Genomic DNA, 16,603 nt, shown 5'->3' on the forward strand with positions numbered 1-16,603 from the left:
TAGCAAACCAGTCACCTCAATCGCAATCTTCGACGACGTTCTGACCGCCGGCACGCATTACCGCGCGATGCAAACAAAACTTGCCGCACGTTTCAGCGGTGTCCCGATCTTTGGCATCTTCATCGCTCGACGAGCAATCCCGCCGTTCGACGCCGAGCAGTTCGTCAAACAGCTTAAAAGGCTGTTTGGCGAGATCGATGACGAGTAGTCAAAGGCGCTATGGGAACCTGACTTGTCAGCGGGCTTATTGCCTGCACCTGCTAGTGTGGCTGTCTACCGATGGTCATCCCCGCCGGTCGGGAGTCCACGGCGGAGAAATAGGCCGCGCCAGTTGTGGGAATCGCGATCGACCTACCGCCTGTACGAAGCTTCGCTATCAAGTGCGCTTATTTCCGAGCCCTCGGCCAGGCTCCTGCCTGTTACGACACGCTGGCATGATGGCGCGGCCTTCCTCACCAACGATGGCAGGCTAAAAACGCGGCAGCACTGATGGTGCCGGTAACAGGACGGCAAGGTGCCCGCAGTTCGAACCCAGGCAGCGAGGAACGGTGCCCGGCACTGCGGGGCATCAGGCCTCAAGAACCAGGTCGGATAGCGGCAGAGCCTGGCAAGCCAGACACATCCCCTCCTCCAATTCCGGTTCCTCGATCAGATGCCGGACACGGCCCTGCAGGACCCTAACCGCACAGTTTTCACACTGCCCGACGCGGCAGCCGCTGGGCAGTTGCTCGCCATTCCTCTCAGCAAAGTCCAAAGCACGCCTGAGTCCGGTTGCCATCGCAATGTTCGGCCAGATCGGGAAAAGCGGATGTCGCACGCAACGGACTCACTGGTCAGCGGCCTGGTCGGCGCGCGGAACCGCTCGGAAAATATCTCGAACTTGGGCACCTTGCGCGCGAACAGGTCCCTGGTGACCTCATCCATCATCTCATTGCCCGCGCAAAGATAAAACCGCGGCCGGCGCAGGAGCAAGCTTTCAGGTATCTCGTCGACGGTGAACCTACCTCTTCGAGAATCTCCAACAGGCTCCGCGGGCCGACTTAGATAATTCACGACATGGAGGTTGCTCAGGCGACGCGCATGATGGCAAAGACGTGCGTGGAAGGGCCGAGATTGGGCATCGCGGCAGGTATAGTAGAGGGTAACTTCGGGCTCGCGGGGGGCACCCGCCAGGCTTTCCAGGAACGACAGAAATGGCGTTATGCCGATGCCTGCCGCGATCAAAACCACGGGGAATTCGTTGATGAGCGGCAAGATAAGGTTGCCAGCCGGAGGCTTCAGAGAGATCACGTCACTCTTTTTGACGACGGACGTGAGGTAGTCAGAAACTGGGCCATCCAAGGTTCGCCTGACCGCGATAGAGTAAGAATGTGGACTCTCGCTGCTGGCGCTGATCAAGGAATAGCAGCGCTCGTTGCCATCGACCCTGATCGTCACATGCTGGCCAGGTTTGAACCCGGATAGCGGCAGTCCGTCGACGGGTTTGAAGTCGAGCGAAACGATCTCGTTTGCTTCGGCTCGCCGGCCAACAACCTGGAAATCGCGCACCGCCCGCTCGGAGGAACTCCGAACAAGCTGAATGCTGCAGGCAAGCGAGCGCATTGGCAGCGAGCCGCTGATTGGGTCCCGATCACGTTCCGGCACCAACGCGTTGTAGTTCGCACCTTCACCGTCTGCTTCTAGACCATATCCCGGCAACCCGAGATCCGGCGCAGACTGCCACCAGCCATAGTCGCCGACCACGACGTCTGGGGCAAGGCCGTCGTCCAGGGAAGCTTTCAAGATGATCGATCCAATGCGCGTCGAAACGCGCACCTGATCTCCCTGATCAATGCCGTAGGCTGCGGCCAGATCGGGATGCATTTCCACCAGCGGCTCTGGCCGTTTCCGTCTCAGGGACGACATGCCGCGGTCCTGGCTGTGGCGGAAGTAGCCGTTGCTGGCAGCCATCAGCACCAGGGGAAAAGACTGATCACCGCTGTCAGGAGAGGGCACGAATTCTGGAACTGGACCATAGCCGTGACGCAACAATTTCTCCGAATAGAGTTCGGCCCGGCCCGTCTCGGTCGGAAACCCTTCCTCCCGGTATTTTTGATAGCGTCGCGCGATCGGGACCCTCGCCCCTTGCGGGTTGGCGCGTAGCGTCTCGAGGTCCAAATTGAGCGGGGCGAGCTGATATTTCCAGGCAGCTTCGATGTCTCCATCAAAGAAGAGCTCGCCCAGTCCGAGCCTTTTCGCCAGCTCGAAAACGATCCAGACGTCTGATCTGGTGTCTCCTTGGCGGGGGACCATTGGTTGGCGCAGTTGAACGAGTTCCTGAGCTTCGAAGGATATCTCGAAGCCTATTCGAAGCGCCTCGTATTCCCAGGGCGTTGAGACGGGAAGCAGGATATCGGCATAATCCGAGGTTGGATTGTGGAACAAATCGCAATGAACGTAGAAGTCCAGGTCTTGCAGCGCTTGCTTGCCGCGTCCGGGCGCGGGATGCGAGACAAGAAGGTTGGTTCCGAATGTTACGAGCGCTTCTACTCCATAAGGTCGGTGATCGATGATGGCATCATAGAGGTCTGTGGAAGTGATCCAACCATTAAGCGGCGGTCCTAGCGGCCGATCGGCCAATCCGAGGGCCTTGGCGCGTTGCTCTTCCGGCATCAAAGCCATGCTGTGCAGGACCGGCGTCGGCAGTGGCGTTATCTGGACATTCCCTCCCTCTACATCGAAGGATCCAGTAAGCGCGTAAAGCGTGGCAATCGCCCGCTCGGTTTGAGTGGCGTTTCGATGCTGTCCGGTACCCGTCCAGGTGTGGTAGCTGATTTTCTTCGCAGAGCCGAGCGCCTGCGCGAACGCCGCGAACGTGGTCGGTGCAACGCCAGTCAGTCGTTCCACCGTGTCCGGATCGAATGGCGCCACCGCATCGCGGTAGAGGTCAAAGGCTGTGCGGCACAAAACATTTCCGGTCTTCGTCGCGACGACATGGGACGCAGATAGTGCGGCCGACTTCTGTTTCAGCGCCGCTGGCAGCAACCCCTTGGTCGCGTCATCCCACACCAGGTAGTCTTGCTCACGTTGTGCCATGTCGTCGTGCAAGAGATCGCGCGAACGCAGAAATTTGCCCTTGTCCGACCTGACGAGAAATGGAGCATTCGTCCAATCGCGCACGAAATCCCCATCGAACGCCGCGCGTTCAATAAGCTCTCTGGCGAGCCCCATGGCCAAAGCAGCGTCGGTCCCAGGCCGAACCCGCAACCAGTGATCGGCTCGGCCGGCAAAGGCTGTGCGACGAGGGTCGATGACGGCAAGCTTCGCGCCCCGCGTCTGCGCGGCCGCGATAGCTTCCGCCTGCGCGAGCCAGACATTTGAAGGATTGTGTCCCCACAGCAGAATGAGCTCGGAATTGGAATAGTCGGCGGCGGGGATTCCCGATCCAAAAGTGAAGGCATGAGCGTAGTCTTTGTGCCAGGTGCAAATCTCCGCCGCGTAACAGAGGTTTGGACTGCCTAACCCGCGGATCAATCGCAGGATCCAGTCGGTGCTATCCGACAACGGGGATGACGATCCCGAGGTTACCGCGAAGGCGACGGACTCCGGACCGCCTTTGGCAACATGGCCCTTCAACCGATCAGCGATCTCATCGAGTGCTTCGTCCCAAGAGATCTCCATCCACCGCGGATCCGGATCGCTCTTCGGCGTCGTGCGCCGTAGCGGCGCCGTAAGACGCCTTGAATTGTGGACGACTTCCGGCGCCGATCGGCCCTTGAGGCAAATTGCCTTGCCGGTCGGATGATCAGGATTTGGCACCACCTTTTTGAGCCAGCCGTTTTCGACGACGTTGATGGTGCCACACCGTGACTTACACAGCGTACAAAAGCCGACTTTTTCTTCTATCATGGTAGGCGGGTCTCCGAACGTCGTGCAATCGTCGCTGGCGGCAAGAGAGCAAGGCGAAACGCGGCTTCACGACTATCGCGTAGCGACCGCCAATCCGATCTCTTCGAGAGGCCGATCTTTTCGAGCACAAAAATCAACGCGATCACCAAAGCCATCTGAACCATCGAGGCGGCAACGACCACCTGCTCCGCGCCGAACTGGATTGGCTAAACACATGGATTCGTTGTGTGGCCAATCCTGGCCCGACCAGGAACAGAGTCGCGTTCACCTCTCCGACTACGAAAGCAAAGATCGCGCCGGCTGCGTCACCGTTTTGGATACTGGGCAGCGTGACGGATGAAAGCACGAAATCGGCTCACTCCGTGGTGCTTCAGTATTCTCGTAAAGATAGGGCTCCGCGTGATGGCGGTCGGGCGCGGCGAGGACATCGCCGCGGATGCGAGAAAGCTCGGCGCCCATCGCTAGATTGACGCCAACAAGGAAAACGCGGCCGACGCGCTGAACGGCATGGGCGGCGCGAAGGCCATCCTTACGACGACCGGCAATTCAGCGGCCATCGCCGCGCGGACGCATGCGCTTGCGCCGGAGGGGCGTCTGATCGTGCTCAGCGTCGGCAAGGATCCGCTCCCTGTCTCGACGGGATATCTGGTGGGGGACGAACGTGGCATTATCGGCTCGATTACGGATCACCATCGAAAACGAGAAGACGCTGGATTTCAGTGTCCTGACGGGAGCGCGACCGATCGAAACCATGCCACTGGGACGAGCCGCGGAAGCGGTCAAAAAAATGAGGTCCGGCGACGCGAAGTTTCGGATAGTCCTGACGATGGGAGATCAATCCAATGCGCATCAATGATGATCTGACGAAACCGGTAATCGTGCACGCTGCCAGGCTCGACTGGATACCAAGTCCAGCCGCGGGCGTCGAGCGCCGTATGGTCTATCGTGTTGGCGGCGAAGTCGCCCGGGCGACTTCGATCGTTCGCTACGCTCCCGGGAGTGCCTTTCCGCGCCATGTCCATGCCGGCGGCGAAGAAATTCTCGTTCTCGAGGGAACCTTCCAGGACGAGCATGGTGACTATCCTGCGGGAAGCTATTTCCGCAACCCTCCAGGCACCTCGCATGTGCCTGCATCGAAGGAGGGATGCACGATCTTCGTCCGTCTCTGGCAATTCCGGAAGGGTGACGACGTGCAGATCGTCCGCCGGCCCGGCGAGGGTGAAGCCGCATTGCTGCGCGAGGGGGCCAAAGAAGCGCGTGTCCTGTTCGACGACGATGAGGAACGTGTCTCAACCGAGGTCTGGCGGCCCGGCTCCGCCATAAAGGTCGACAATCACCGTGGCCTCGAGTTCCTGGTGCTGTCCGGCGACCTCACCGTTGGCGGCGAGAAATTGGAATCGCAAAGTTGGGGTCGCTTGCCTGCGGGCAAGCCGCTCGAGGCGATGACTGGGCCGAACGGCGCTCAGATCTGGATCAAGGACGGTCCCCTTCAGCACGCCGACGTATTGCCGATGCCAGGTTGATGCCTGCGGCGGGAATGTTCATGCGCCGGAAGGTCGTTACGGCTGCATTTTGGAACTGAATTTGAGCAATCGCCGGGACGAATTAGCGTCCCATTTGCCGGGCAAGGCTCAGGAAACCCTCGATATAGGATGTCGTCTCCTCGCCGCGCCGCACACCTAGGTTTATGCTCTTTTGGATGCCGGAATCTCCCAGGCGCAGTGCGCGTATCGGCAGTCCGGACGCATCCTCATGCAGGAGCCAATCGGGAAGAACCGTCACGCCCCTACCCGCGCATACCAGTTGCAGCATCAGGTCGATGGTTTCGGCAGTGCGATGCTGACGGGGTCTGCAGTTCGCCGGGACAAGGAAGCGGGTGTAGATGTCCAGGCGCTCTAGCGTGACGGGCACCGTAATCAACTCTTCGTCCAGAAGGTCCTGCGGCTGTACGCGTTTCCGGCCGGCGAGTTGGTGCGCCTCGTGCACCATCAGGACCAGCTCGTAATCGAACACGGGAGTGAACAGTAGCTCGGGCGTCTCCACCGGATCCGGCGTGATCAACAGATCGATCTCGTAACCTAGTAGCGCCTCAACCCCGTCGAAGCGGAAGGCGGTGCGGACGTCGAAATCCACGTCGGGCCATTGTGTCAGATAGGGTGTTGCAATTCTGGTCAGCCACCGCTGGCAGGGATGACATTCCATGCCGACGCGAAGCGCCCCTCTCCTCCCCAGCGCGAAGTCCGTCAGGACACGCTGCGCGTGCTCCATCTGCGGCAAGACCCGCTCGGCAACGCTCAGCAGGTACTCGCCCGCCTGCGTCAACCGCAGGCCCCGTCCAGTCTTCATCCAGATCTTGATGCCGTGCCGTTCTTCGAACTTGGCGATCGTATGGCTCAAAGCCGACTGGGTGACGTTCAGCTTCTCCGCAGCCGCGGTGACGCTGCCCCGACGGCTTACTTCCCTCAGGATCGCAAGATGCTGCCGATCGATCATTATGATCCATTCTCATGAGTAAATGAAATCATACCATTTCCGCTCATAATGCAATCCCGTTAACCTTCCGTCAATCAGCCCTGCCACGGGCGGCCAATACCGAGGAAGGAACCGCTGTGACGAAGCTCGCACTTGCCCATCAACTCCGTCCGGAGCATGCGCGGGCCGCGTCGATTTTCGACGAGGTTGTCGACCGCAAGAACAGCAACTCCATGAAATGGGCCTGTGCCAGCAAGCTTTTGGCGCCGGACGAAGCTGCGGCCGACCCCTTGCCGATGTGGGTGGCCGACACCGATTTCAAGGCGCCTCAGGCCGTCATAGACGCGCTCCATGCGGCGGTCGACCATGGCGTCTTCGGCTATCCAGGTGGCGCGACGGCATCCTATCTTGACGCTGTCGTCGGCTGGCAGCGGCGACGTTTCGGTTGGGACGTCGCCAAGGAATGGATCCTCCAGACCTCCGGCATCATCACCACGCTGAAGACGGCGGTGCAGGCCTTTTCAGCGCCGGGTGATACCGTTCTGATCCAGCCGCCGGTCTATGCGCATTTCCACAACGATGTCCTGCTGAACGGCCGTCACCTGGCCTACGCCCCGCTCGAGTTCACCGGCGATGGCTATCGCTTCAACGAGAGGACTTTCGAGGCTGCCATCCGCGACAACACCAAGATCTTCATCTTGAGCCATCCACACAATCCCACTGGAAACGTCTGGTCCGAAAGTGAGCTGCGGACGATGGGCGAAATCTGCGCCCGCAAAGGCGTTCTGGTCATTTCCGACGAGATCCACGAGGATCTCATTCTCGACCCAGCCAAGAAGCACAACCCGTTTGCTTCTCTCGGCGAAGAACTCGCCCAAAACAGCATCACCTGCACGGCGCCGAGCAAGACATTCAACCTGCCCGGCCTGCAAAGCGCCAATGTGTTCGTCCCGAACACGAGGTTGCGGGAAGAGCTGCGCCGCCAGTACGAGCGAAACGCCTTCGAGCTGGTCAACGTGCTTGGGATGGTCGCCGCCGAAGCCGCTTATGCGCATGGCGAGCCATGGTTGGAAGAAATGCTCGCCTATTTGCGATCCAATCACGCGCACTTCGCCAAGGCAATCAACGAAGCTGATCCGCGCCTGAAGGTGCTCCCGACCAATTCTCTCTATCTGGCGTGGATGGATTGCCGCGGCCTCGGAATGGATGCCGAGGCGCTGAACAAGTTCATGCTGACCAAAGCCCGCGTCTGGCTCGACAAGGGCCAGAAGTTCGGGGTCGAGGGGCATGGGTTCATGCGCGTCAATCTCGGCTGCCCGCGCGTGGTCGTCGACGAGGCTATCAGGCGCATTACCGCCGCTGTCGCAGCGCTTTGAGGACGAGCCGATGTCTCAGATGATTGACACGCGCCTGGCAGAGCTAGGGGTAGAACTGCCGGCAGCGGCAAAGTCGGTAGCGAATTACCTGCCGGTGGCGCAGGCCGGAAGCATCATTCTAACGTCGGGCCAGTTGCCGCTCGCGGACGGAGCGTTGATTGCGAGAGGTCTGCTCGGAAGGGAGCTTGACGTGGCGGCCGGGGCGCTCGCCGCCAAACAGTGCACTTTGAACATTCTCGCCCAGGCAAAGGCCTGTCTCGGCAGCCTCGAGAGGATCGCCTGGATCGTCAAGATCACAGTCTTCGTCGCCTCGGCCGCCGATTTCACCGAGCAACATCTCGTCGCCAACGGCGCGTCCGATCTTCTCGTCGATGTCTTTGGCGAGAAGGGCAAGCACGCCCGCTCCGCCGTCGGCGTGGCGGCGCTTCCGATGAATGCGCCCGTCGAAATCGAAGCCATCATCGAGATCACTCCAGAACAATAAACATCTTCGGTCCGACAAGGCCGAACAAGTGGGAACTCAACCGATCCAAGGGGCGGAGAATACGGCAAAAAAGCCACCGCTGCCGGATCACAAACCGGGAGAATGAAACATGAAAATGACGACCGCTCTTGCCACGATTGCAGCGGCAACGCTGACGGCCGGTATCGCTTCGGCCGGCACGATGGCCGACGTTCAAGCGCGTGGTAAGCTGAATTGCGGTGTGACCGGCGGCCAGGCCGGCTTCTCTGCTCCGGACGCGTCCGGCGCCTGGCATGGCATGGACGTGGATTACTGCCGGGCTGTCGCGGCCGCGGTCCTGAAAGATCCCAACGCCGTGACCTTCGTTCCCACGACCGGGCAAACGCGGTTCACCGCACTTGCCTCCGGCGAGATCGACATTCTGTCGCGCACGACGACCTGGACGTTTTCCCGCGATGTGGACCTGAAGTTCACTTTCGCGGGCGTGAACTACTATGACGGCCAGGCGTTCATGGTGCCGAAATCTCTCGGTGCCAAGAGCGCAAAGGATCTGAACGGCGCCACGGTTTGCATTCAGACCGGGACCACCACCGAGTTGAATCTCGCGGAATACTTCCGCAAGAACAACATGAAATATGACCCGGTTCCCGTCGAGAACAACGGCGACGTCCAGCAGAAATATCTGGCCGGTGCTTGCGATGTCATCACGAGCGACGGATCCGATCTTGCATCAACCCGGTCGAGCTTCAAGGACCCACAGGATCACATCATTCTTCCGGAAGTCATTTCGAAGGAACCGTTGGGTCCCCTTGTCCGCCAGGGTGACGATCAATGGGCGGACGTGGCGCGCTGGACCTTGAACGCGCTCCTTGCGGCCGAGGAGCTCGACATAACATCCGAGAACGTGGAGAAGCTTTCGGCGGGAACGGACAATCCGGAAGTCAATCGCCTGCTGGGCAAAGAGGACAAGCTGGGCGAAATGCTGGGCCTGGATCCTGCCTGGGCCAAACGGGCAATCGCATCCGTGGGCAACTACGGCGAAATCTTCGCCAGGAACGTTGGCGACAAGACGCCGATTGGGTTGGCCCGCGGACAGAACGCCCTGTGGACGCAGGGCGGCCTGATGTATCCGCTGCCGTTCCGCTGAAAACTTCTCGAGGCGCGGGCTTGCCCCGCGCCTTTCGGTTTCCGGCACGCATAGCCCACAACACACCAGTCGTATGCCGAAGGTAGCGCAGCGAACCTTCAGGGAGACCACTCATGGCCATGAAAAGCGCGGCTCCCCGCGAGCCCTTTCACCTGAGCATGCTCTTCAATGACACTCGTTACAGAGCCCGATCGATCCAGGTCATCGCGTTCATCCTGCTTGTCCTTGCGGCTGCCTGGCTCGTCGACAACACGATCCACAATCTGGCTGCCCTTGGAAAGAACTTCTCGTTTGGATTTCTCTGGAGCACGGCAGGTTATGACATCTCGCCGCACGCAATCGAGTATTCGAGCACGAGCACTCATGCCCGTGCCGCCATCGTCGGTTTGCTCAACACGCTGATCGTTGCGGCAATGGCCTGCGTGACCGCAACGGTCCTTGGCGTGTTGGCGGGCGTGCTCAGGCTTTCCAACAACTGGATCGTCGCCCGTCTGATGACAGTCTATGTCGAGAGCTTCCGCAACGTGCCGGCGCTGCTCTGGATCGTTTTTGTCGCCGCGATCATGTCGCAGGCGATGCCGACGCCCAGCGCATTCCGCGGCGACAATCCCACGGCTTCCATGATCCTGTGGCACAGCGTTGCTGTCACCAACCGCGGCATCTACCTGCCAGGTCCCGATTTCTCTCACAGCCTGGGTCAACCCAGCAGCGCATTCGGCGCGCTTGACCTCAACTACACGGCTATCCTCGGCACGCTCGCGCTTTCGCTTCTCGCCCATCGGAGCCTGGTCAGACACGCGCAACGTATCCAAAGCGCAAGCGGGCAACGTCCGGCCACGTGGTGGAAAAGCCTGTGCGTGTTTGCGCTGCCAATGATCGCTCTGCTCTACGCGCTGGGTTTCCATCTTGAGTATCCGGCCCTGAGAGGGCTGAACTTCACCGGTGGCCTGTTATTGCGCAATTCCTTCATTGCGCTGTGGATCGGGCTCAGTGTCTATAGCGGCGCTTTCATTGCCGAAAACGTTCGTTCTGGAATTCTTGCGATTTCCCGGGGGCAGACGGAAGCCGCTCATGCGCTTGGGCTTTCTCCAGGTCGTACGATGCGGCTCGTGATCCTGCCGCAGGCGCTGCGGATCATCGTACCTCCGCTCATTTCGCAATTCCTCGACATCACCAAGAACACGTCGCTGGGCTTGGCGGTCGGCTACATGGATCTGCGCTCGACGCTCGGCGGCATCACCATCAACCAGACCGGTCGAGAACTGGAGGCGATGCTTTTGATGATGCTGATCTACGTCAGCATCAGCCTGATCATCTCGGGCATCATGAACGTCTACAACAGCCGCGTCAGACTGCAGGAGCGCTAAGATGAACCTGCACAGCGTTTCGTGGGTGCGCCAGGAGATGGTTCTCGCTTCGGCAAGGCCGGCCAGCCAACATGGTCCGCTGGAGTGGATGAGGAAGAACCTCTTCGATGGGTGGCTCAGCACCCTACTGACCGTAGCGTCGTTGTCCGCCATCGCGTTGCTCGCCATGGCCATCGCTCCCTGGCTTGGCAATTCCATCTGGAAAGCCAAGTCGCTTTCCGAGTGTCGGCAGTTCCTCGACGGAGCGCCAGGCGCGTGCTGGGGTGTCATTCGCGACCGCTGGCCGCAACTTCTGTTTGGCTTCTACCCTGCGCAGATTTATTGGCGGCCGGTTCTCGCCTTCGCGTTGCTGTTCGCGGCGCTGGCGCCGGTTCTGTTCCGCGTCCTGCCGTCTCGCGCGCTCTGGTTCAGCGCCGTCTACCCGGGCCTTGCGAGCTGGCTGATCTGGGGCGGAAGCTTCTGGTTCCCGGTCGCGGTCTACCTCGGATTCGCTGTCGCCGCCGCTCTGTTCACGTCGACAGCACGCATCAGTCAAGGGCTTGGCGTGAGCGCCGCCATTCTCGGCGCGGCGCTTTGGTGGATTTATGCCGCCCAGCCTTTTTCGACAGGCGTAAACAGCATCATTCCGATCGCCCTCGAGCCCGTCCCGTCGCGCCAGATCGGCGGGTTTCTGCTGTCGATCATTATCGGCGTGACGGGAATCGCAATGTCATTGCCGCTCGGCATCTTGCTCGCGCTTGGCCGTCGCTCCAGCCTGCCGCTCATCCAGATGCTAAGCGTCGTGTTCATCGAATTCATTCGTGGCGTGCCGCTGATCACGCTGCTGTTCACCGCATCGCTGCTCTTGAACTACTTCCTGCCGCCCGGCACCAACTTCGACCTCGTTCTGCGTGTCGTGATCATGGTGACGCTCTTTGCCAGCGCCTACATGGCCGAGGTCATCCGCGGGGGCCTGGCCGGCCTGCCCCGCGGCCAGTATGAGGCCGCGGAGGCTCTTGGCCTGGATTACTGGAAGGCCCAGCGCCTCATCATCCTACCGCAGGCGCTCAAGATCTCCATTCCCGGAATCGTGAATACTTTCATCGGTCTCTTCAAGGACACGACGCTTGTCATGTTCATCGGGCTTCTCGACCCTATCGCCCTTGCAGCGGCCATTCGCGCCAACACGGAGTGGCAAGGGATCTACTGGGAACTCTTCATCTTCATCGCAGCTGTGTTCTTCATCTTCTGCTTCGGCATGTCGCGATACTCGATGTATCTCGAGCGCCGGCTGAAGACGGATCATCGTTAGGAGAAATGCGCATGACCAAGACGCTACGTGGCCTTTCGCGCGAAGACCACACCGGACTCTCAGAAGCGGCCGTCGAGATCACTTCCATGAACAAGTGGTATGGTGATTTTCATGCCTTGCGAGACATCGATCTGACCGTGCGCCGTGGAGAACGGATCGTCATTTGCGGGCCATCCGGCTCCGGCAAATCGACCATGATCCGCTGCATTAACAGGCTCGAGGAGCATCAATCAGGCAAAATCGTCGTCGATGGGATCGAATTGACAAGCGCCCTGAAGCAGATCGAGAAAGTCCGCCGCGAGGTTGGGATGGTGTTCCAGCACTTCAATCTCTTTCCGCACCTGACCATCCTCGAGAATTGCATCCTCGCCCCGATCTGGGTCCGCAAGGTGCCTGAACGGCAAGCCCGAGAGATCGCCATGCATTTCCTCAAAAAGGTCAGGATACCGGATCAGGCGCATAAGTATCCGGGTCAGCTCTCGGGTGGTCAGCAGCAGCGCGTGGCGATCGCGCGGTCTCTGTGCATGAAGCCACGCATAATGCTGTTCGATGAACCGACTTCGGCTCTCGATCCGGAGATGATCAAGGAAGTGCTCGATACGATGATTACGCTCGCAGAAGAGGGCATGACGATGCTCTGCGTCACGCACGAAATGGGTTTTGCCCAAGCGGTGGCGGATCGGGTGATCTTCATGGATCAGGGCCAGATCGTGGAGCAGAACGAACCGAAGACATTCTTCAGCGCGCCGCAGTCGGAACGCACGCGCACCTTCCTCGGGCAGATCCTAGGCCACTGAGCAACAGCGTCAGCGCCCTGGCGCGTCGGCGGCACATTTTTGCTGAGACATCAGGCATCAACGGCGATGTCAAATTGCTCGCAGATCTATTCCGCCGGCATTGCAGAGGCTTGGTGGTTGTCGGAATACGAGGAGCGAGGCGGCGACCGAGGGTTGCCGCGGCGCCTCACAGTTTCCCCCTTCCCCTGGGCTATTCCTGGCTGCCCGCAAGGATGACGTGTGACAAAACCTCTGATAATATTGCGATCGATTAGAGGATTTGTAACATGCCCTCGGCGCAAGATACGCAAAAGGCGAAGCTCAGAAGCCTGCTCGATGCGCGAAGCATGATGCATGCGCATGAACTGCGCGAGGCTGGCATCAGCGCGCAAACGATCGCGCGCGCCGTCGAGAGCGGTGAAGTCGAGCGTATCTCGCGGGGAGTTTATCAGAAGCGGGACGCGGAAGTCGAAGAGAACCAGATCCTTGCTGAAGCCATCATGCGCGCGCCCAAAGGCGTGATCGCTCTGGTGTCGGCGCTCGCCTTCCACGGACTGACCGACCAAATGCCGCGGCGCGTTTGGATAGCGATCGGGACGAGCGATTGGGCGCCCGTGCAGTCCTATCCCCCGCTGCGTATGGTCCGCTTCACGGAGCCATATCTGCGACAGGGCATCGAACATCATGCAATCGCTGGCCGTGACGTCCCGATCTATTCGATCCCGAAGACCCTTGCCGACCTGTTCCGAAACCCCAAACTGGTCGACCGATCGGTCGCTGTAGGAGGCCTGCGCGCTGCTCTCCAGCAACGCAAGGTAACTCCGAGCGCAATCGCCCAGGCCGCAAAGGCCGGCGGCGCTTGGAAGGTGATGCAACCCTATATCGAGGCGCTCACATCCAATGGCTAAAGCACCGACGAATATGGCGAAGTCGGTCAAGGACCGGCTGCTCAATACCGCCCGGAAGGAAGGCCGCGCATTCGATATCCTGTGGTGCGGTTCGCCGCTTGAACGGCTGCTCTACCGCCTGTCAATCTCAGCGCATCGGGACCGCTTCGTCCTGAAAGGCGGCATGCTGGTCACGGTCTGGGTGGCCGACGACAATCGGGTGACGCGGGATGCAGACTTTCTCGGACATGGGGACGCCGATCCTGACCGCCTGATCGCCGACTTCAGGGAGATCATGGCGATGGAGAGCGACGATGGCCTCGCCTTCGATATCGATGCGCTCACTGCGACGGTCATTCGAGAAGAGATGGAATACGGCGGCGTTCGCCTCAAAACCGCAGCTTATCTCGAAAGGACGCGCATTCCCTTCACAATCGACATCGGTTTCGGAGACGCTATGGCTGATGCGACGCAGCGGCTCGATTATCCGACATTGCTGGATTTTCCCGCTCCGCAGGTTCGTTCCTATCCGCCTGCCACGGTGATCGCCGAGAAATTCCAGGCGATGGTCGCGCTTGGCGTCCTCAACGGACGCATGAAGGACTATTACGACCTGTGGGCGATCCCGCGCGCGATTGACATTTCGGCTGACGATCTGGATGCGGCCATCCGCGCGACGTTCGAGCGCCGGCGGACGCCGATCCCGAAAGAACGCCCACCAGGCCTGTCGGTCGATATGTTCGGCGACGAAGGAAAGCAGCGGCAATGGCGTGCTTACGCCGCGTCGCTCGAACTCGATGCAGTTTCGCTGGAATCGGTCATCGAAGGGGTTTGGGAGTTGGTCGGTCCATCATGCGCGCGGATCGTAGCAAGAAACGAGAATAAGGCATGACCGAGGGCGCCACCGTCATTGACGTCTGGGACGTCGAAACCTTCGACAGCGAGTTGCGCGGCGACCTCGACGCCCACATCGATGTCATTCGCGATTACATGCTCACCTTGCGCCGCCAATGGCTGGAGCGTGAGGCCTCCGATCGCACCATGCCCTATCCCGAGAATCATTATGCGGGCGAGTTCATGTGGGTGAAGGAGCATATCATGCGGCTGATGGAAGTCCGCACAATCCGCGCTTGGCACTATACCCGCATGACCGATGCGGAAGTCGACGTTCTTCGACAGGGCGGCATTTATCCATCTAGCCTCGACACCATCCGATCACGTTTCGCGGCGCAAGTCGCTACTGGCGCATTCAGCCAAGAGGTCGCAGATCGCTTGTTCGCCGACAGCCCGTACCAAAGCGATCAGCTCGACTCCCGCTCCGGCAAATTCTGGATGGTCTCGCATCCCATCGACGTCGAAGACGACGGCGTTGAATTGCTCCTCGAGATCTGGGGCGGCGAGTCAGCCTATTTCTGGCAACGAGATGCGGCGATTCAGGACATGCTGAAGCAGATAGGTCGACCGCGTGTCTTGGAGATTGCCATGCCGCTCGTCCATTCCCGCCATGGTTACTCGGCGGCTGAGGCCGTGGTTGCCACTTATGGCCGGTTGCTCGGCTGCCGACCGGACAAACATGCGTTCGACCTCTACACACATCAGCCGCTCGGTCCTGAGCATGTCCTCGCCGTTCATAGTAAAGGCGAGCCCAATTTCAGCGTCATGGCTCGGGGTTACCCCGCCGGCTTCGTCGACGTGAACCTCGGCCGGTGGGACGAGGAATGAGCGGAGCAAAAACTGCACCCGACGCGGTAGCCTTCCTGCGCGGGATCGCTGGAGAACTCGCTGATATCCACCGCGGCAGCGACTATTCACTCTGGCGCGGCGAGGCGAAGCACCGCGTCGATCAATATCTCTCCCGCGCGGAGCCGTTCTCCGATTTCGCGACGTGTTGGGTGTTCAGTGGTGACGGCGGCGGCTCTGCCTTCGGGGGCCGCTTCGGTGAATGGGCGATTGAGCGGCTCGCCGAAAAAATTTCGCCGGAAGATATCGTTGCACTCTTCACGCACGAAGTGGCGCGGAATGCCGCAGTCTACGAGGACGTTTCGCCGGTGCTTGGCATCGAAATCAACGAACCTTGTGAACTGGGCGATGGGGTTCGCCTTGTGCCGCCAGCGGCCGACATCTTCAGCGCGTTCGACTACCCTTGGCGATATTCATGGCCGAGCATGCCCACCGGAACCGGCTTCCTCGTCCAGTCCTACAAGGTAAAGCCAGCCTTCGAGCAACGCCCCGTTGAAGCAAATGGGCCAGCCGGGAAGAGCATGACACAGCCCGCCTCAGCAGCGCGTGATGCAATCCGCCGTCGTTTCCGGCTCGCCTGTTTGCTTGCCTCCAGTGGTGGGGTCGAGTTGCCGATGTCGGTAATTCTGTCGGATCGCCGAGCCTTGCTGTCGGCCGGTGGCACTATGTCAGGCCGTCCGTTTGCGGCTCACCCGCTCGTGGCTTTCCCAGCGGACATGGCGATGATCAAGACCGTCTTTGGGCAGCTCGCGGCATTCGCCGAGGGAGATAGTCTGACCCGTGCAATCGACCGGCTCGGGCGCTCGCGGCTGGCAATCCATCCTGTCGACCGCGCTCTCGATTTGGGCATGGCGGCGGAAATCGTGCTGATGCACGATCTCGGAACGTCGAATACCGAAATCACCTATAAGATCGGCAGTCGCGCCGCCTGGCTCATGGGCGAGGGTGCTGCTGAGCGCGCCAAGATCTTCGATGAGATGAAGCATCTGTATAAGGCCCGGTCGGACGCGGTCCACTCGGGCGTGCTTCCGTCGAAGTCGAAGGTCGATCTCGACCTCGCCGATCAGCTTGTTGTCCGTGTCGTGCAAGCCATCCTTCAGCGTGGCAGTTTTCCGAATTGGACAAGCCTGACGTTGGGGGGCGAAGGCTGACGCAATCTTGTTCGATCGACAGCAGTAATACATCGGCTGCTTAGC

At 60.1% G+C, this 16,603-nt stretch carries 13 protein-coding genes and 2 pseudogenes; 12 read left to right on the forward strand and 3 right to left on the reverse strand.

What is annotated here, in order from left to right; all coding sequences use genetic code 11:
• A pseudogene (locus tag EOA32_RS06670) lies at nucleotides 1-208 on the forward strand (hypothetical protein); the annotation flags it as partial.
• A 360-nt stretch (nucleotides 209-568) separates the two neighbouring features.
• On the opposite strand, the gene EOA32_RS39670 reads toward EOA32_RS06670, so the two are convergent.
• Together EOA32_RS39670 and EOA32_RS06675 are read right to left on the reverse strand one after the other, a co-directional pair.
• The gene (locus tag EOA32_RS39670; RefSeq protein ID WP_245499175.1) at nucleotides 569-778 is read right to left on the reverse strand and encodes a 2Fe-2S iron-sulfur cluster-binding protein; all 210 of its coding nucleotides are present in this window, start codon (nucleotides 776-778) and stop codon (nucleotides 569-571) included.
• Nucleotides 779-972: 194 nt separating this feature from the next.
• Nucleotides 973-3,888 (reverse strand): annotated as a pseudogene (locus EOA32_RS06675) (molybdopterin-dependent oxidoreductase); the annotation flags it as partial.
• 842 nt (nucleotides 3,889-4,730) lie between these two features.
• Between EOA32_RS06675 and EOA32_RS06685 the strand changes: the two are divergent.
• On the forward strand, nucleotides 4,731-5,411 hold the full coding sequence (locus EOA32_RS06685) for a cupin domain-containing protein (RefSeq protein WP_128371245.1): 681 nt from the start codon (nucleotides 4,731-4,733) through the stop codon (nucleotides 5,409-5,411).
• 82 nt (nucleotides 5,412-5,493) lie between these two features.
• Here EOA32_RS06685 and EOA32_RS06690 read toward each other — a convergent pair whose 3' ends face one another.
• The gene (locus EOA32_RS06690) at nucleotides 5,494-6,381 is read right to left on the reverse strand and encodes a LysR family transcriptional regulator (protein WP_128371246.1); all 888 of its coding nucleotides are present in this window, start codon (nucleotides 6,379-6,381) and stop codon (nucleotides 5,494-5,496) included.
• 116 nt (nucleotides 6,382-6,497) lie between these two features.
• Here EOA32_RS06690 and EOA32_RS06695 point away from each other — a divergent pair, with 116 nt between their 5' ends.
• The 10 genes from EOA32_RS06695 (at nucleotide 6,498) to EOA32_RS06740 (ending at nucleotide 16,558) form a co-directional block, all read left to right on the forward strand.
• On the forward strand, nucleotides 6,498-7,736 hold the full coding sequence (locus EOA32_RS06695; RefSeq protein WP_245499176.1) for a MalY/PatB family protein: 1,239 nt from the start codon (nucleotides 6,498-6,500) through the stop codon (nucleotides 7,734-7,736).
• Nucleotides 7,737-7,746: 10 nt separating this feature from the next.
• Entirely contained in the window at nucleotides 7,747-8,220 is a 474-nt protein-coding gene (locus EOA32_RS06700) for a RidA family protein (RefSeq protein ID WP_128371248.1), read from the forward strand.
• A 109-nt stretch (nucleotides 8,221-8,329) separates the two neighbouring features.
• Nucleotides 8,330-9,346: an amino acid ABC transporter substrate-binding protein gene (locus EOA32_RS06705; protein ID WP_128371249.1), complete on the forward strand. Its 1,017-nt coding sequence runs from the start codon at nucleotides 8,330-8,332 to the stop codon at nucleotides 9,344-9,346.
• A 113-nt stretch (nucleotides 9,347-9,459) separates the two neighbouring features.
• A complete protein-coding gene (locus EOA32_RS06710; protein WP_128371250.1) occupies nucleotides 9,460-10,713 on the forward strand; it encodes an ABC transporter permease subunit in 1,254 nt (417 codons plus the stop codon).
• A 1-nt stretch (nucleotide 10,714) separates the two neighbouring features.
• Entirely contained in the window at nucleotides 10,715-12,004 is a 1,290-nt protein-coding gene (locus EOA32_RS06715; RefSeq protein WP_128371251.1) for an amino acid ABC transporter permease, read from the forward strand.
• Between the two features lie 11 nt (nucleotides 12,005-12,015).
• Nucleotides 12,016-12,801, forward strand: a complete 786-nt coding sequence (locus tag EOA32_RS06720; protein ID WP_128371252.1) for an amino acid ABC transporter ATP-binding protein — start codon at nucleotides 12,016-12,018, stop codon at nucleotides 12,799-12,801.
• Between the two features lie 266 nt (nucleotides 12,802-13,067).
• Nucleotides 13,068-13,688: an AbiEi antitoxin N-terminal domain-containing protein gene (locus EOA32_RS06725; protein ID WP_128371253.1), complete on the forward strand. Its 621-nt coding sequence runs from the start codon at nucleotides 13,068-13,070 to the stop codon at nucleotides 13,686-13,688.
• Nucleotides 13,689-13,851: 163 nt separating this feature from the next.
• Nucleotides 13,852-14,559, forward strand: coding sequence for a nucleotidyl transferase AbiEii/AbiGii toxin family protein (locus tag EOA32_RS06730; protein ID WP_245499177.1), 708 nt, complete (start codon nucleotides 13,852-13,854; stop codon nucleotides 14,557-14,559).
• Entirely contained in the window at nucleotides 14,556-15,389 is an 834-nt protein-coding gene (locus tag EOA32_RS06735) for a hypothetical protein (RefSeq protein ID WP_128371255.1), read from the forward strand. Before EOA32_RS06730 ends, EOA32_RS06735 begins: the two co-directional genes overlap by 4 nt.
• Nucleotides 15,386-16,558 carry a HEPN domain-containing protein gene (locus tag EOA32_RS06740; RefSeq protein ID WP_128371256.1) on the forward strand — a complete coding sequence of 391 codons (1,173 nt, stop codon included), beginning with the start codon at nucleotides 15,386-15,388 and terminating at the stop codon, nucleotides 16,556-16,558. The genes EOA32_RS06735 and EOA32_RS06740 overlap by 4 nt, the downstream gene beginning before the upstream one ends.
• The last annotated feature ends 45 nt before the right edge of the window (nucleotides 16,559-16,603 follow it).

Origin of the sequence: Mesorhizobium sp. M1A.F.Ca.ET.072.01.1.1 (assembly GCF_004023325.1) — a bacterium.
Classification (GTDB): Bacteria; Pseudomonadota; Alphaproteobacteria; order Rhizobiales; family Rhizobiaceae; genus Mesorhizobium.

Bases quoted from the DNA above. Each gene is read 5' to 3' on its own strand.
- EOA32_RS39670 (WP_245499175.1), bottom strand. From the start codon at position 778: ATGGCAACCGGACTCAGGCGTGCTTTGGACTTTGCTGAGAGGAATGGC.
- EOA32_RS06685 (WP_128371245.1), top strand. From the start codon at position 4,731: ATGCGCATCAATGATGATCTGACGAAACCGGTAATCGTGCACGCTGCC.
- EOA32_RS06690 (WP_128371246.1), bottom strand. From the start codon at position 6,381: ATGATCGATCGGCAGCATCTTGCGATCCTGAGGGAAGTAAGCCGTCGG.
- EOA32_RS06700 (WP_128371248.1), top strand. From the start codon at position 7,747: ATGTCTCAGATGATTGACACGCGCCTGGCAGAGCTAGGGGTAGAACTG.
- EOA32_RS06705 (WP_128371249.1), top strand. From the start codon at position 8,330: ATGAAAATGACGACCGCTCTTGCCACGATTGCAGCGGCAACGCTGACG.
- EOA32_RS06710 (WP_128371250.1), top strand. From the start codon at position 9,460: ATGGCCATGAAAAGCGCGGCTCCCCGCGAGCCCTTTCACCTGAGCATG.
- EOA32_RS06715 (WP_128371251.1), top strand. From the start codon at position 10,715: ATGAACCTGCACAGCGTTTCGTGGGTGCGCCAGGAGATGGTTCTCGCT.
- EOA32_RS06720 (WP_128371252.1), top strand. From the start codon at position 12,016: ATGACCAAGACGCTACGTGGCCTTTCGCGCGAAGACCACACCGGACTC.
- EOA32_RS06725 (WP_128371253.1), top strand. From the start codon at position 13,068: ATGCCCTCGGCGCAAGATACGCAAAAGGCGAAGCTCAGAAGCCTGCTC.
- EOA32_RS06730 (WP_245499177.1), top strand. From the start codon at position 13,852: ATGCTGGTCACGGTCTGGGTGGCCGACGACAATCGGGTGACGCGGGAT.
- EOA32_RS06735 (WP_128371255.1), top strand. From the start codon at position 14,556: ATGACCGAGGGCGCCACCGTCATTGACGTCTGGGACGTCGAAACCTTC.
- EOA32_RS06740 (WP_128371256.1), top strand. From the start codon at position 15,386: ATGAGCGGAGCAAAAACTGCACCCGACGCGGTAGCCTTCCTGCGCGGG.